Origin of the sequence: Kitasatospora sp. NPDC094015 (genome assembly GCF_040304075.1) — a bacterium.
In the GTDB taxonomy this organism is placed as follows: Bacteria; Actinomycetota; Actinomycetes; order Streptomycetales; family Streptomycetaceae; genus Kitasatospora.
Genome location: NZ_JBEOUL010000026.1, coordinates 98,840 through 113,381, shown reverse-complemented (window position 1 = coordinate 113,381; position 14,542 = coordinate 98,840). Strand labels below are relative to the sequence as shown.

15 protein-coding genes are annotated in these 14,542 nt (G+C 73.7%); 5 read left to right on the top strand and 10 right to left on the bottom strand.

Going from position 1 to position 14,542, the window contains the following annotated elements; translation table 11 throughout:
* The 8 genes from ABT014_RS26405 to ABT014_RS26370 form a co-directional block, all read right to left on the bottom strand.
* Window positions 1-326, bottom strand: a 326-nt coding sequence (locus tag ABT014_RS26405) for an alkaline phosphatase family protein (RefSeq protein ID WP_350641680.1), incomplete at its 3' end; no start/stop codon positions are given.
* A gap of 11 nt (window positions 327-337) precedes the next feature.
* On the bottom strand, window positions 338-1,756 hold the full coding sequence (locus tag ABT014_RS26400; RefSeq protein ID WP_350641679.1) for an endonuclease/exonuclease/phosphatase family protein: 1,419 nt from the start codon (window positions 1,754-1,756) through the stop codon (window positions 338-340).
* A 193-nt stretch (window positions 1,757-1,949) separates the two neighbouring features.
* Entirely contained in the window at window positions 1,950-2,270 is a 321-nt protein-coding gene (locus tag ABT014_RS26395) for a DMT family transporter (protein WP_350641678.1), read from the bottom strand.
* Window positions 2,270-2,944, bottom strand: a complete 675-nt coding sequence (locus tag ABT014_RS26390) for an HAD family hydrolase (RefSeq protein WP_350641677.1) — start codon at window positions 2,942-2,944, stop codon at window positions 2,270-2,272. Before ABT014_RS26390 ends, ABT014_RS26395 begins: the two co-directional genes overlap by 1 nt.
* Before the next feature lie 29 nt (window positions 2,945-2,973).
* Window positions 2,974-4,059, bottom strand: a complete 1,086-nt coding sequence (locus ABT014_RS26385) for an ABC transporter ATP-binding protein (RefSeq protein ID WP_350641676.1) — start codon at window positions 4,057-4,059, stop codon at window positions 2,974-2,976.
* A gap of 21 nt (window positions 4,060-4,080) precedes the next feature.
* Window positions 4,081-4,893 carry an ABC transporter permease gene (locus tag ABT014_RS26380; RefSeq protein WP_350641685.1) on the bottom strand — a complete coding sequence of 271 codons (813 nt, stop codon included), beginning with the start codon at window positions 4,891-4,893 and terminating at the stop codon, window positions 4,081-4,083.
* A 14-nt stretch (window positions 4,894-4,907) separates the two neighbouring features.
* Window positions 4,908-5,870: an ABC transporter permease gene (locus ABT014_RS26375; protein WP_350641675.1), complete on the bottom strand. Its 963-nt coding sequence runs from the start codon at window positions 5,868-5,870 to the stop codon at window positions 4,908-4,910.
* 8 nt (window positions 5,871-5,878) lie between these two features.
* Complete coding sequence (locus ABT014_RS26370; protein WP_350641674.1) at window positions 5,879-7,048, bottom strand: ABC transporter substrate-binding protein; 1,170 nt, start codon at window positions 7,046-7,048, stop codon at window positions 5,879-5,881.
* 273 nt (window positions 7,049-7,321) lie between these two features.
* Between ABT014_RS26370 and ABT014_RS26365 the strand changes: the two genes are divergently transcribed.
* Complete coding sequence (locus tag ABT014_RS26365; RefSeq protein WP_350641684.1) at window positions 7,322-8,089, top strand: GntR family transcriptional regulator; 768 nt, start codon at window positions 7,322-7,324, stop codon at window positions 8,087-8,089.
* 119 nt (window positions 8,090-8,208) lie between these two features.
* On the top strand, window positions 8,209-9,054 hold the full coding sequence (locus ABT014_RS26360) for an SAM-dependent methyltransferase (RefSeq protein ID WP_350641673.1): 846 nt from the start codon (window positions 8,209-8,211) through the stop codon (window positions 9,052-9,054).
* A 57-nt stretch (window positions 9,055-9,111) separates the two neighbouring features.
* Here ABT014_RS26360 and tmpA read toward each other — a convergent pair whose 3' ends face one another.
* Window positions 9,112-10,683: a 2-trimethylaminoethylphosphonate dioxygenase gene (gene tmpA, locus ABT014_RS26355; protein WP_350641672.1), complete on the bottom strand. Its 1,572-nt coding sequence runs from the start codon at window positions 10,681-10,683 to the stop codon at window positions 9,112-9,114.
* Window positions 10,684-10,928: 245 nt separating this feature from the next.
* On the opposite strand from tmpA, the gene ABT014_RS26350 reads away from it, so the two are divergent.
* Window positions 10,929-11,534, top strand: coding sequence for a hypothetical protein (locus tag ABT014_RS26350; RefSeq protein WP_350641671.1), 606 nt, complete (start codon window positions 10,929-10,931; stop codon window positions 11,532-11,534).
* 20 nt (window positions 11,535-11,554) lie between these two features.
* Here the strand turns inward: ABT014_RS26350 and ABT014_RS26345 are convergent, their stop codons facing one another.
* Window positions 11,555-12,646, bottom strand: a complete 1,092-nt coding sequence (locus tag ABT014_RS26345; RefSeq protein WP_350641670.1) for a pyridoxal-phosphate-dependent aminotransferase family protein — start codon at window positions 12,644-12,646, stop codon at window positions 11,555-11,557.
* Between the two features lie 92 nt (window positions 12,647-12,738).
* On the opposite strand from ABT014_RS26345, the gene ABT014_RS26340 reads away from it, so the two are divergent.
* Together ABT014_RS26340 and ABT014_RS26335 are read left to right on the top strand one after the other, a co-directional pair.
* On the top strand, window positions 12,739-13,830 hold the full coding sequence (locus ABT014_RS26340) for an amidohydrolase family protein (protein ID WP_350641669.1): 1,092 nt from the start codon (window positions 12,739-12,741) through the stop codon (window positions 13,828-13,830).
* A gap of 24 nt (window positions 13,831-13,854) precedes the next feature.
* Window positions 13,855-14,532 carry a uracil-DNA glycosylase gene (locus ABT014_RS26335; protein WP_350641668.1) on the top strand — a complete coding sequence of 226 codons (678 nt, stop codon included), beginning with the start codon at window positions 13,855-13,857 and terminating at the stop codon, window positions 14,530-14,532.
* Window positions 14,533-14,542 lie beyond the last annotated feature (10 nt).

Sequence of the window (14,542 nt, the reverse complement as noted above, 5' to 3'; positions counted from 1 at the left end):
TATTTGGTGGTGTCCATGCGGTAGGGGAGCATGGCGCCGCCGTCGGTGCGGGCGGGGTCGGGTTGGCGGAAGACGTCGGTGCCGTCGGGGAATTGCAGGGCTTGCTTGTCGCCGAAGCCGCGGACGCCGTTGAGGGTGCCGAAGTAGTGGTCGAAGGAGCGGTTCTCCTGCATGAGGATCACCACGTGCTTCACATCCGCCACCGAGCCCGGCTTGGGCTTGGTCTTGGCCTCGGCCTCGGGGGCACCGGCCAGGCCGACCACGGTGGCCGCGCCGGCGGCGGCGGTGGCCGAGACGAAGGTGCGGCGGGAGAGCTGGGGAGTCATCGGTCGGCCTCTCAGATCGTGAAGGTGGCGACGGCGGCGGCGGTGTCCGAGGGCCAGCCGTTGGTGGCGGCGCCGGGCTCCGGCTGCGGCCAGCCGGTGACCAGGGTGTGCGCCTCGACCAGGGTGAGCTTCCCGGCGAAGTGCACCTGGTCGATCCGGTCCTGGGGCTCGGCCTTGCTGCCGCGCGCCTTGCGGGTGACCGACCAGGTGGTGCCGGGGGCGGCGACCGGATCGGGGTGGGCCAGCCGGAAGGCGTCGACCAGCCCGGCGTTCTGCAGGGCCACCGTGACGGGCCAGTTGAGCGCGCTCACGCCGCTGTGCGCGGCGGCGGTGGCGGGCGTCCAGTCCAGGTGCGAGGGGGAGGCCAGGCCGGCGGCGAGCACGACCGGCTTGCGGGCGGCGAGGTCGGCCTTGACCAGCGCGGCCAGCGCGAGGGCCTGCTTGCCACGGGCGGAGGCGTTCTCGCTCGCCACGGTGGCGTCGGCGCTGCGGCCGTCCTGGACGGCGTACGGGCCGTAGTCGGCCTCGTCCAGGTGGGCCGCCCAGAATCGCACGGTGTGGTTGCCGGGCAGCTGCACGGTGACGCCGGCGGCCGGCAGGTCGGCGGTGGCCGCGGTGACCTCGGTGAGCGGGTAGCGGCTGAGGATGCCGACGCTGCCGGCGCTCTGGTAGGCGAACCAGCCGAGCGCGTCGGCCAGCGCCTGCGCGCCGGTGCCCGCGGTCTCCTGGAGGGCGACCAGGTCGAAGCCCTGGGTGAGCACCACCCGTAGCTGCTTCTCCAACGCGTCCTCGACGTTGGCGCCGGCCTTCCAGAGGTTCAGGGTGGCGGTCTTCAGCTGCGGCTTGCGGGTGTTGACCGGCACCTGCACGGTGATCGTGTCGGTGGCGCCGGCCGGGTCCTTGACCCCCACGGTCAGCACGGCCGGCCGGGCGAGGGCGGAGTTCGGGGCGGTGCCGGTCACGGTGCCGTCGGCGGCGACGGACAGCCAGGAGTCCCCGCTGATCTTGCGGAACACCGGGGCGCCGGTGCCGCGCGTCCACAGGCCGCCGAGCTTGATCCGGAAGGCGGCGGACGGCGCAACGGTGGTGGCGGTGAGCGCGTCCACCGCGGCGTGCGGGCGGGGCGCGGCCGGGCGCGGCTTGAAGCTGAACGGCGCGCTCTGCGCCAGGATGCCGTAGCCGTCCTTGGCGAGCAGGTACGCGGTGTACGGGCCGCCGGTCAGCGCGGAGGTGTCCAGCTGCAGGTCGCCGGAGGCGTCGGGGGTGTACTTCCACAGCAGCGAGGAGCCGGTGCCGGGGAGCCTGGTGCCGTCGTAGATGCCGACCCAGTTCTTGGCGTCCGGGGCGTCGGTGGTCCAGTGGAAGGTGAGCTTGTCGCCTTCGGTGGGGTTCGGGGGTGTGGAGAGGACGAGGGAGGATCCTGTCGCCACGCGGGGGTCCTGTCCGCCGCGGCGGGGTCGCGCGGCTGAGTCGAGTTGGCTGTACAACTGGGCCAATTCAGTCGGGACGTGGCGGACGGCGGATGAACGGGACGTGACGCCGCGTCGGGCGCTCCCGGAACTAACGGCCGGTAACATGCGGCCGGGCGGGGCACCCCGAAGGGCACCCCGCCCGGAGCGGAGGTCAGTGGCCGCCGCGCAGGTTGAGGACGACCACGCCGGCGATGATCAGGGCGACGCCCGCCCACTGGGCCCGGCCCAGCACCTCACCGAACGCGACCACGCCGATGCCGGCGACCGCCGCGGTGCCGGCGCCGGACCAGACCGCGTACGCCACCGAGACCGGGATGTGCTTCAGCGCCCGGCCGAGCAGCAGGAAGGACAGCGCGTAGCCGACGCCGACGCCGAGGCTCGGCCACAGCCGGCTGAAGCCCTCGGTCAGCTTCAGGCAGCTGGTGGCGCACACCTCGCTGGCGATGGCCAGCGCGAGCAACAGGTACGGCATCAGGCCGCGGCGGCGGTCAGCCGTCCGAGCAGGGCCAGGTCGGCCTGCTCCAGGCTCTCCAGCGGGGTGACCCGCTCGGCCGCCGGGATCGGGACGGTGGAGGGCACCGCCAGCACCGCGCAGCCGGCCGCCTGCGCGGAGGCGACACCGGTCGGGGTGTCCTCGACCGCCACGCAGGCGGCCGGCTCCAGGCCGAGCCGCTCGGCGGCGGCCAGGTACGGCGCGGGGTCGGGCTTGGTGCGCTCGGTGTCCTCGGCGGCCAGGGTCACGGTGAACCACTGGCGGCCGATCGTGTCCAGCACCAGGTCGACCACCCGGCGGGGGGAGGCGGAGACCAGCGCGGTGGGCACCTCGGCGTCCCGCAGCGCGGCCAGCAGCGCGAGCGCGCCGGGCCGCGGCACCACCTCGGCGGCGACCTTGCCGGTGAAGGACTCGTCGAGCAGCTCGACGAGTTCCCGCTCGGCCCGGTCGGTGCCGCTGGCGCGGTGCAGGTGGGCGGCGGTGTGCTCGACGGCGCGGCCGAGCACCTCCGGCAGGTCACGGTCGGTGAGGACGAGGCCGAGTTCGGTGGCGAGTTCGGCGGCGCACTGCCACCAGAGGTGTTCGGTGTCGACCAGGGTGCCGTCCATGTCGAACAGGACGGCCGCTGGGCCGGGGGTGGGGCGGGCAGGCATGGCGGTACCTTCGGTGGAGATCGGAGGAGTCAGGACGCGCGGCGGTCGACCAGCACCGGACGGTCCGGCAGGGCGATGTCGGCGGTGGAGCCTATCGGCAGGCCGGCGGCGAGCTCGGTCGCCAGGTCCGCCTTGACCTCGGTCCCGTCGGCGAGGCGGACGGTGAGCCGGGTGACCGCGCCGAGGAAGGACGCGCCGACGACCTGCGCACGGCCGTGCGGGGCCGGCAGCAGGGTGACGTTCTCCGGGCGCACCAGCACGTCCAGCTGGCCGTCGGCGGGCAGTGTGCCGTCGACCTGGTGGCGGCGGCCGAGCACCTCGACGCCGTCGAGCGAGCGGACGGCCGGGATCCGGCTCATGGTGCCGACGAACTCGGCGACGAACGCGGTGGTCGGGCGGGCGTACAGCTCGGCCGGGGCGGCGCACTGCTCCAGGCGGCCCGCGCGCAGCACGGCGACCCGGTCGGCCATCGACAGCGCCTCCTCCTGGTCGTGGGTCACGAACAGGGTGGTGATGCCCAGCTCCTGCTGGAGGCGGCGGATCTCCTCGCGGAGGTTGAGCCGGACCTTGGCGTCCAGCGCCGACAGCGGCTCGTCCAGCAGCAGCACCCGGGGCTGCAGGGCCAGCGCGCGGGCCAGCGCGATGCGCTGCTGCTGCCCGCCGGACATCTGGTGCGGGTAGCGGTCGGCGTGCTGCGGCAGGCCGACCAGCTCCAGCAGCTCCTTGGCGCGCTTGCGCCGATCGGCCTTGCCGGTGCCGCGCATCCGCAGGCCGAAGGCGACGTTGTCGGCCGCGGTGAGGTGCGGGAAGAGGCTGTAGGACTGGAAGACCATGCCGGCGTCGCGGCGGTGGGCCGGGATCCGGGTGATGTCCTCGCCGTCGACCAGGACCTGGCCGGAGTCGTGCTGCTCGAAGCCGGCCAGGATCCGCAGCGCGGTGGTCTTGCCGCAGCCGGAGGGGCCGAGCAGGGCCAGCAGCTCACCGGGGCGGACCGTCAGGTCCAGGCCGTCCAGCGCGGTGGTCGCACCGAACGAGCGGCGCAGCGAACGGAATTCGACGGTCGCGCTGTCGGGTGCGGTCGGCACGCCGGCAACGGGGGCGGTAACCGTGGTCATGGGGGTTTCTCCGCTGGTGGTTCAGGAGTGGGCAGGCTTGTGGCGGCGCTCGCGGCCGGCCGCGGCCAGCAGGAGCAGCAGCACCCAGGTGATCAGCAGGCTGAGCACCGAGACCGCGACGGACATCTGGCCCTGGCTGTTGCCGACCGCGTAGATCCAGACCGGGAAGGGCTGGTATCCGAGGATCGAGGCGGAGGTGAACTCGCCGAGCACCAGCGCCAGGGTCAGGAAGGAGGCGTTCAGCAGCGCGCCGCGCAGGTTGGGCAGGATCACCGTGAAGACCGAACGCGGCCAGCTGGCACCGCAGTTGCGGGCGGCCTCGACCAGCGTGCGGACGTCCACCGAGCGCAGCCCGGCGTCGATCGCGCGGTACGCCAGCGGCAGGGCCATCAGCACGTACGCGAGCACCAGCACGAGCGGGAACTCGGGCTGCTGGACGAACACGAAGGTCTGGAAGAACGGCGTGTCCATCAGGTAGTCCGGGCCCCAGCGCAGCACGCCGATCATGCCGGCGGTGAGCGCCACCGGGGGCACCACCAGCGGCAGGGTGCAGAGCACCTCGAGGATGGTGCGCAGCCGGGGCGAGCCCAGCCGGGCGGCGATCATCGCGGGCACCAGCAGCAGCAGGAGCAGGACGACGGTGGCCAGCGCCAGCTTCACGGTCAGCCAGAGGCTGTCGGTGAAGCCCTCGGCGCCGAGCAGGCCGGTGTAGGCCTGGAAGCCGATCCCGTTCTTGTCGCTGATGGAGAACCAGACCGAGGCGCCCATCGGGATCAGGAAGTACAACGCGGCCACCAGCAGCACGAGGCCGCGGCCGAGCTGCGGCCGGCGCATCGGGGTGCGGGAGGTCAGCTGAGCCATCGGGCGCTCCGGCGCTGGAGGGGCAGGTAGATCGCCATCACCAGGACGGCGACGATGATCATGTCGAGGCTGAGGGCGAGCGCGAGGTTGCCCTGGCCGACCAGCACGTTGCCGGACAGCGCGTCGGCGATCTGGCGGCTGATCAGGGGCACGGTCGCGCCGACCATCGCGGCGGCCGTCGCGTACGCCGCGAAGGCGCTGCCGAACAGCAGGACGAAGCCGCCCAGCAGCGAGGGCAGCAGGATCGGCAGGGCGACGAAGCGCCAGTACTGCAGGCCGGTGGCCCGGTTGTTCTGGGCCGCCTCCCGCCACTGCGCCCGCAGGCCGTCCAGGGCCGGGGTGATGGTGAGGACCATCAGCGGGATCAGGAAGTACAGGTAGGCGACGGTCAGGCCGCTGAAGCTGTAGAGCGTCCAGCCGTGGTCGGTCAGGTGGAACAGCTTGGTCAGCTCGCCGGCGTTGCCGAGGGTCGCCACGAAGGCGAAGGCCAGCGGCAGGCCGCCGAAGTTGGCGAGCACGCCGGAGGCGGTCAGCACCGCCTCGCGCAGCATCCGGAACCGGGAGGTGACGACCGCCTGGGCGATCGGCAGGCCCACCAGGGTCCCGATCAGGGCGGTGAGCGCGGAGAGCTTGAGGCTGCTCAGCAGGGCGGTCCAGTACGCGCCGGAGACCGAGTCGCTCAGGTTGGCGGTGGTGAAGCTGCCGGCGCCGGTCTCGGCGTCGCTGGAGACCGTGAAGGCGCCGATCACGATCGCGACGGCCGGCAGGCCGAAGGCGATCACGAAGAACACGAACAGCGGGAGCGTGGCCAGCCAGGAGCCGCCGCGCGGGGCGCGGCGCTTGGCGTGCGAACGGGCGGGGGCGGGGGAGGCGGTGCCGGACACCCCGGGGCCGCCACTGAACTCGTCAGTGGCGGCCGGGGTCGGCACCGGGGTGGGAGCCGTGGTCATGTCTGTGATCAGCCCGCGATCGCCTTGGCCCAGTTCTCCGTCACGACCTTCTTGGCGGCCGTGATCTGGTCCTGGGTCGGGAAGGTGGTGAAGGGCTTCTCGACGGCCGGCAGCTTGGCGGCGGCCGCGGCGTCGAGGGTGCCGTCCTTCTTCATCGGGTCGAACAGGGCCGGGGTGGCGTAGCCGCCCAGGAAGAGGTTCTGGCCCTCGGCGCTGAAGAGGTACTCCTGCCACAGGCGGGCGGCCGCCGGGTGCGGGGCCCACTTGTTGATGGCCTGGTTGTAGTACTGGGCGTAGGAGCCGTCGGAGGGGACGGCGACCTGCCAGTCGATGCCCTTGCCCTTGAACTCGTCGGTGTAGCCGGCGTTCAGGTACGACCAGTCGATCGAGATCGGGGTCTCGCCCTTCTCGACGGTGGCCGGGGTGGACTCGACCGGCACGAAGTTGCCGCTCTGCTTCAGCTTCGCGAAGAAGTCGATGCCGGGCTGGATGTTGTCCAGCGAACCGCCGTTGGCCAGGGCCGCCGCGTAGACGCCGCCGAAGGCGGAGCCGGACTTGGTCGGGTTGCCGTTCAGCGCGACCTTGCCCTTGTACTCGGGCTTGAGCAGGTCGGCGAAGGTCTTCGGGCAGACCGGGATCGCCTTGGCGTCGCAGCCGATCGAGATGTAGCCGCCGTAGTCGTTGACGGCGAGGCCGGTGGCCTCCTTCATGGTGTCCGTGATCTTGTCGAACGAGGCCACCTTGTAGGGGGCGAGCAGGCCGTCCTTGGCCGCGGAGACGGCGAAGGCGCTGCCCAGGTCGACCACGTCGGGGGCGCGGTCCTGGCCCTTGCGGGAGGTGATCGCGTTGATCTCGTCCTGGCTGGAGCCGTCCGGGTTCTCGTCCTCGATCTCGATGCCGTACTTGGCCTTGAACGAGTCCATGATCTTGCCGTAGTTCGCCCAGTCCTTGGGCAGCGTGATGACGTGCAGCTTGCCCTCCTTCTTGGCGGCGGCGACCAGGGCGTCCATGCCGCCGAGGTCCGCGGCCGAGGTGGCGTCCTTGGCCTCCTTCTTCGCGCCGGCGGCGGCGTCACCGGACTTGGCGGAGGTCCCGGCCGAGCCGCAGGCGGTCAGCGAGAGGGCGGCGGCGGTCAGCACGGCCGCGAGGGCGGCGGCACGAGGGCGGTACACGGTCACGGGTGGTTCTCCTGAATGAGGTGAACAGGCGGGGAGAGTTCGCGAAGGTGGGGTCAGCTGACGCTGAGCCAAGTTGGCTGGCCAACTTGTGCTGACGGGGGTAAGTACGCCCCAGCCCGGTGACGGGAAGGTGAACGGACGCCCCAGAACAGGGGGCGGCTGCTGGAACGGTCGAATCCCGTCCGTCCACGGAGATCCGCAGCGGCTACAGTCGGTGGCGTCCCGCGCGACACCACTGCCCGGGCCGCCGCCCCAGGAGGGACCTTGACTGACGTGGCACTCGACCAGGACCGCGCCGCCGGCTCGCTGTACCGCAAGGTGGCCGCCGACCTGCGCGAAGCGATCACCTCGGGCAGCTTCGGGGAGGCCGGCCGGCTGCCCGCCGAAGGCGCGCTGGCCGAGCAGTACGGCGTCTCCCGGGGCACCGTCCGGCAGGCCCTGGCGATGCTCCGGGCCGACGGCCTGGTCACCTCGCGTCGCGGCACCCGCCGGGTGGTGCTCGGCACCGCCCGGGTGCAGAGCTTCTCGGAGCTGCTGAGCTTCACGCACTGGGCCCGCTCGATGGGCGAGGAGCCCGGCGGCCGGCTGGAGTCGCTGGTCCGCCGCCCGGCCGACGCCGCCGAGCGCGAGCACCTGCGGCTGGAGCCGGGCACCGAGGTCTACGTGACGCTCCGGCTGCGCACCCTGTCCGGCACCCCGGTGATGGTCGAGCGCACCGTCTACCCGCCCCGGGTCGGCGAGTTGGTGGCCGAGCTGCCCGCGGACGTGGTCTCGCACACCGAGCCGCTGCGCGAGCACGGCATCCTGTTCACCGACGCCGACCACACCATCGACGTGGTCGCCGCCAACGCCGACGACGCCCGGCTGCTCGGCTGCCGCCGCGGCAGCCCGCTGCTGCGCGAGCGCCGCCGGACCACCGACCCGACCGGCACCCCGGTGGAGTGGTCCCAGGACCGCTACCTGCCCGGCACGGTCGCCTTCAGCGTGCACAACTCGCTGGCGGCCTCGGCGCTGTCCCGGCACACCCGCGAGAGCGACTGACCCCCGGGCCCGGGCGGGCCGGTACGAAGGCGTACGGGCCGGGCGGTTCGGGCGGCGTTCCGGCGATTCGGCGTTAGGCTGACGATTCGTCCGATGATCTGCCTTTAGGGGAAGCGGCCATGACGTCACGTCAGGATGAGTCCGACCAGCACGCCGACGACCCGGGCGAGTGGGCCCGCCTCGGTGTCGACACCGGCGCGCCCCACTCGGCCCGGGTGTACGACTACTGGCTGGGCGGCAAGACCAACTTCGCGCCGGACCGGGCGATGGGGCAGGCCTTCGAGGAGGCCATCCCGAGCATCCGCGCGATGGCCAAGGAGAACCGCGCCTTCCAGGGCCGCGCCGTCCGCTACCTGGCCCAGGAGCTGGGCATCCGCCAGTTCCTCGACCTCGGCACCGGCATCCCCACCTCGCCCAACACCCACGACATCGCCGAGGCGGTCAGCCCCGGGACCCGCGTGGTGTATGTGGACAACGACCCGATCGTGCTGGCCCACGCCCGGGCGCTGATGGTCAGCACCGAGGCCAGCCGCACCACCTACATCCACGCCGACCTGCGCAAGCCGGCCGAGCTGCTGGCCGACCCGGAGCTGACCTCCACCCTCGACCTGGACCAGCCGGTCGGCCTGCTGCTGATCGCCGTGCTGATGCTGGTCGCGGACGAGGACGACCCCTGGGGCAAGGTCGCCGAGCTGCGCGACGCGCTCCCCTCCGGCAGCTGCATCGCGCTCACCCACCCGACCCAGGACTTCGACCCGGAGACGGTGGCCACGGTTGCCGCCGCGGCCCGGCAGGGCGGGATGACGCTGGTGCCGCGCACCCGCGAGGAGGTCACGCGGTTCTTCGACGGCTGGGAGCTGCTGGAGCCGGGCGTCTCCCCGGTGATGGCCTGGCGCCCGGAGGGCGAGCCGCCGACCGATCCGACCGCCGCGTACTACTGGGGCGCGGTCGCCCGCAAGAAGTAGCCGCCGCACCACCGGGGTGCCCCGCCGGACGGGCGGGGCACCCCGGTCGGTACCGGCTCAGCGCATCAACGCGGCCAGCAGCGGCCGGAAGTGGGCGAACGACGGGATCGCGGCGTCCGCGTCCTTGGCCTGCTCGTCCCAGCGGCGGACCGCGACCGCGTCCAGCGCCCCGGAGCCGGCCGCGAACCGGGCCGCCTCCTGCTCGTCCATCGGGCCGCCCTGCACCTGCAGGGTGTACTCGGAGGCCTCCGACAGCCGCTCCCGGTAGCCCGGCTCCACGGCACACAGGTAGCGCTTGGCCGCCACATGCAGCCGGACCGGCTCGGTGACCGCCGGGCCGAACCACTGGCCCAGCCAGTCGGCGCCGGTGTGGCTGTGCCGGTTGTCCCGGCCCTGCATCAGCTCCAGGCCCGAGCCGTTGAAGTGGCCGACGTCGTGCAGCAGCGCGGCCGCGACCAGGTGCGGCGGCGCCCCGGCGGCCTGGGCCAGCGCCCCGGCCTGCAGCATGTGCTGGGCCATCGTGACCTCCTCGCCCAGGTACTCGGCGCCGCCCTCACCCTCGAACAGTTGCTCGAGGGTGTCCAGCGCGGCGGCGCGGCGGTGCAGCACGGCGAGGGTGCTCGCCAGCGAGTCCAGGTCCGCGTAGCAGCCCTGCAGGTGGCGGTGGCCGTCCTGCTCGAAGGCCGTCCGGGCGTGCAGCAGGCGGGTGTTGTCGAAGACCAGGCAGTCACCGGGGCCGAGCCGGAAGGTCAGCTGGAGCTCGGGCCGCAGGGTGATCGCGGCGAACCGCCGGTAGGCCGTGTAGAAGGCGTCCAGCTCGGTGGCGGGCAGCCGCAGGGTGCCGATCGAGCGGTTGTTGAACCGTACTTCGCGGATCCGCCCGCGCGCGTCGGTCTCGATCAGCGGCCGCTCGGCGCGCAGTTCGGTCCGGCGGTCGCGGAACACGAACGGGACCGGGGTGGCGGTCAGCCGGGCGAAGTCCTCGGGGTGCTCGGTGCGCAGCAGGTCGGCCGCGCGGAAGCCGTCCACCAGACCGGAGTCGCCGCCGGTGGCGTCGTTGCGCAGGCAGTGCAGCAGCTGGAGGGTGGGCACCGGGTCGCGGTACGGGTTGTCCGTGTGCGGGGCGATCGCGGCGCTGGTGAAGGCCAGGTTGTTGGGGTCCGGCTCGACCCGGACGTCGAACAGCGGGCCGTAGTTGGTCTCCCGCACGTAGCCGAAGCTGGCGGCCACCGCCAGCACCTGGTCCTCCTGCGCCGGGACCCCGCGCAGCACCGCGAAGCCCAGGTGCCGCACCGCCCCGAGGACGGCCGCCCGCTCGGCCGGGTCCGCCAGGTAGGTCGCCCAGTCCGCCTCCGGGAGGCCGCGCTCGAACTCCGCCGCCGCCCACAGCCGCTTGTCCTGCTCGGTCCGCCCGTCCCCCTCGCCCTCCTCCGCCAGCCAGCCGAGCGGGTACGAGGAGCGGTGGCCGTCCGACCACACCACGTGCAGCGCCCCGGCCTCCTCGGTCTCCTCCACGGCGGCCAGGTCGTCGGGCAACTCGCTGATCTGGAACAGCTTCTGCCCGTTGCGCGGGTCGCGGCACCCGGTGCACGGGCAGTTGTCGCGCAGCCAGTACGGGGACAGGGTCATCGTCTCTCGACTCCTCAGATGGGGTCAGTTGTACATACAACTTTCCGTCACCTCGACCCTGCCGAAGCCCGGTGATGCCGACGGGTCCGCCAGATGGCCGGCAGGCGAACAACAGCGGCCGCTGGGATCGGTAACGATCCGGCCGCGACAATGCGGATCCCGTCGGCGATACCGGACAACGGCCGGGCCCCCGCCGCCGCGCGCTGCTGGGATGGCCTGCGAACGGTCCGGTACGAGGGGGATGGATGAACAACGCGCTCAAGGAACTGCCGTACCCGATGGAGGCCTTGCCGCAGCCGCGGCGATGGGGCCGGCGGGGTTGGCTGGCCGTGGGGGCCGCGGCGGCGGTGGCCGCGGGCGCCCTCGCGTACGCGTACGGCGGTGGCGCGCAAGGGCCCTCCGGCTACCGCTTCGAGGCGCCGGACCACTTCCAGGGCCTCACCCGAGCCCCCGAGGACCGCACGCCCGGGACCGGTCTCGTGATGGCTGCCGGTCCCGGTGACTTCACGGTGCTGTACACGGACGAGGAGGCGCCCGACCGGATCGTGCTGGTCATGGGACACGCCCAGCCCTTCGCCGACCCCTCGGCGCGGCTGGACGCCCAGGTCGAAGGGAGCCCCTGGGCCTACTCCGACCTGCGCCGGGTGGACCCGGGCCCGTTCGGCGGCGCCATGAGCTGCGGCGCGTACAACCCGAGCGCAGTCGGGGCCCCGCAGTACGGCCTGTGCATCTGGTACGACGCCGGGATGACGGTGACCTACGGCGAGAGCGTGCACCGCCGCGCTCCCGACCTGCGAACCCTGGAGGAGCACGCCCGCAGCCTGCGCGAACTCGCCGAGAAGCCGGGCTGATCCGGCTCCCGGCAGTGCGGTCACCGGACGGCTTGCGCCCAGGCGGCCCGCGCCCGCTCGTGGGCCGGGGCCGGGTCGGCGCCGAGGGCGGTGGCCAGGGCGGTGAGGGTGGCCAGGACGGTGTCCAGGGCGGCCGCCGGGCCGTAGTGGTTGACCCGGAGCATGGTGGCGGCGAGCGGGCCGCCGCCGGCCTGGAGCGGGACGGCCGGGTCGGTGGCGAGGGCCGTGGCGGTCAGCTCGGCCGCGTCCAGCTCCGGCGGGGTGCGCAGCGTGGTGGCCACCGGGGCGGCGTCCGCCTCGCGCGGCACGTAGGGGGCGAGCGGCGCGAGGGCGCGGGCGCCGGCCCGGGTGGCGGCGGCCGCGGCGCGGTGCCGGGCGAGGGTGGCGGGCAGCCCTTCGGCGTCGATCCGGTCCAGGCAGGCCTCCAGCGCGAGCATCTCCAACTGGGCCGGGGCGTGCGGCAGGGCGGTGCGGCCGGCGTCCGTCCAGCGCTCCTTCCAGTCCAGCAGCGAGAGGTACGAGCGGCGCGGCGCGGCCGGGTTGGCGGTGATCCGCTCCCAGGCGCGCGGGCTGACCGCGACCGCCGAGACGCCGGCCGGGCCGCCCATCGCCTTCTGCCCGCCGATCACGCACAGGTCGACGCCCCACGCGTCGGTGAGCACCGGTTCGGCCGCCACCGAGGCGACCGCGTCCAGCATCAGCAGGGCGCCGTGCGCACGGACCACGGCCGCGATCTCGGCGACCGGGTTGGTGTTCCCGGTGGCGGCCTCGGCGTGCACCAGCGAGACCAGGCCGGTGCCGGGGTGCGCGCGCAGCGCCTCGGCGACCTGTTCGGCGCCGACCGCGGTGTCGTACGGCACCGCCAGGTCGACCACCTCGGCGCCGCAGTCGCGCAGCCAGTCGCCGAAGGTCCGGCCGTAGGGGCCGGTGACGATGTTCAGCGCGGTGGAGCCGGGGTGCGCGGCGCCGCGGATCGCGGCCTCCAGCGGCAGCAGGGCCTCGCCCTGGGTGATGATCACGTCCGAGGAGGTGTGCAGCAGGGCGGCCACCCGGTCCTCGATCGCGGCGAACCGTGCCGCGCTCAGCGGCGGGAGATCCAGGAACTGGCTCATGGCGACGGCCTTTCGGGTGCGGACGGACACCGGGCCAGTCTGCCGCATCGCACTCTGCCGCCGGGTGGAGCGGTCTCGGTAGAGTGCGGCGCATGAGCGACGGTGCGGTGCTGCACATCAAGGGCCGGGTGCTGGTCGGGCCCGAGGAGGTCCGGGACGAGCTGTGGGTGGTCGACGGCCGGGTGACCTTCGACCGGCCGGTGTCCGCGGCGGAGGTCCGGACGGTCACCGGCTGGGTGCTGCCGGGCCTGGTGGACGCGCACTGCCACGTCGGCCTGGACGCGCACGGCGCGGTGGACGCGGCGACCAGCGAGAAGCAGGCGATCACCGACCGGGACGCCGGCACCCTGCTGATCCGGGACGCGGGCTCCGCCGCCGACACCCGCTGGGTCGACGACCGCGAGGACCTGCCGCGGATCATCCGGGCCGGCCGGCACATCGCCCGCACCCGGCGCTACATCCGCAACTACGCGCACGAGATCGAGCCCGGCGACCTCGCGGCGTACGTCCGCCAGGAGGCCCGGCGCGGCGACGGCTGGGTGAAGCTGGTCGGCGACTGGATCGACCGGGAGCGCGGCGACCTGGCGGCGTGCTGGCCGGGCGACGCGCTGAAGGAGGCGATCGCGGCGGCGCACGCCGAGGGCGCCCGGGTGACCGCGCACTGCTTCGCCGCCGAGTCGCTGCCGGACCTGCTGGCGGCCGGGATCGACTGCGTCGAGCACGCCACCGGCCTGACCGAGGAGTTGATCCCGCAGTTCGCCGAGCGGCAGGTCGCGATCGTCCCGACGCTGGTCAACATCGCCACCTTCCCGGGCCTCGCGGCGGGCGGCGAGAGCAAGTTCCCGGCCTGGTCGGCGCACATGCGGCGGCTGCACGAGCGCCGGTACGAGACGGTCGGCGCGGCCCGCGACGCGGGGATCCCGATCTTCGTCGGCACGGACGCCGGCGGCTCGCTCGCGCACGGCCTGGTCGCCGAGGAGACGGCCGAGCTGGTCAAGGCCGGTCTGTCGACCACCGAGGCGCTGGCGGCGGCCAGTTGGCGGGCCCGCGCATGGCTGGGCCGGGAGGGCCTGACCGAGGGGGCCCCGGCCGACCTGGTGGTCTACGACCAGGACCCGCGTGCGGACATCCGGGTGCTGGCCGATCCCCGGCTGGTGGTGCTGCGCGGGCGGATCGTCCGCTGACGTTGGGCCGATAGGGTGGCGGGCATGGCACCGCGTCCCCTCCACGAGATCGTCGAACCCGGCTGGGCCAAGGCCCTGGAGCCCGTCTCCGGGCAGGTGGCCGCCATGGGCGACTTCCTGCGCGCCGAGCTGGCGGCCGGCCGCACCTACCTGCCGTCCGGGCCGAACGTGCTGCGCGCCTTCCAGCAGCCGTTCGACCAGGTCCGGGTGCTGATCATGGGTCAGGATCCGTACCCGACGCCGGGTCACGCGGTGGGGCTGAGCTTCTCGGTGGCGCCGCAGGTGCGGCCGGTCCCGGGCAGCCTGGTGAACATCTTCCAGGAGTACGGCCGCGACCTGGGCTTCCCGCCGCCCGCGAACGGCGATCTGACGCCGTGGACCGAGCAGGGCGTGCTGCTGCTGAACCGTGCGCTGACCACCGCGCCGGGCAAGCCGGCCGCGCACCGGGGCAAGGGCTGGGAGGAGGTCACCGAGCAGGCGATCCGGGCGCTGGTGGCGCGCGGCGGCCCGCTGGTGGCGATCCTCTGGGGGCGTGACGCCCGCAACCTGCGCCCCCTGCTCGGTCAGGTGCCCTCGGTGGAGTCCGCGCACCCCAGCCCGATGTCGGCCGACCGCGGCTTCTTCGGCTCCCGCCCGTTCAGCCGCGCCAACGACCTGCTCGCCCGGCAGGGCGCGCAGCCCGTGGACTGGCGCCTGCCGTAAGGCGGTTCGG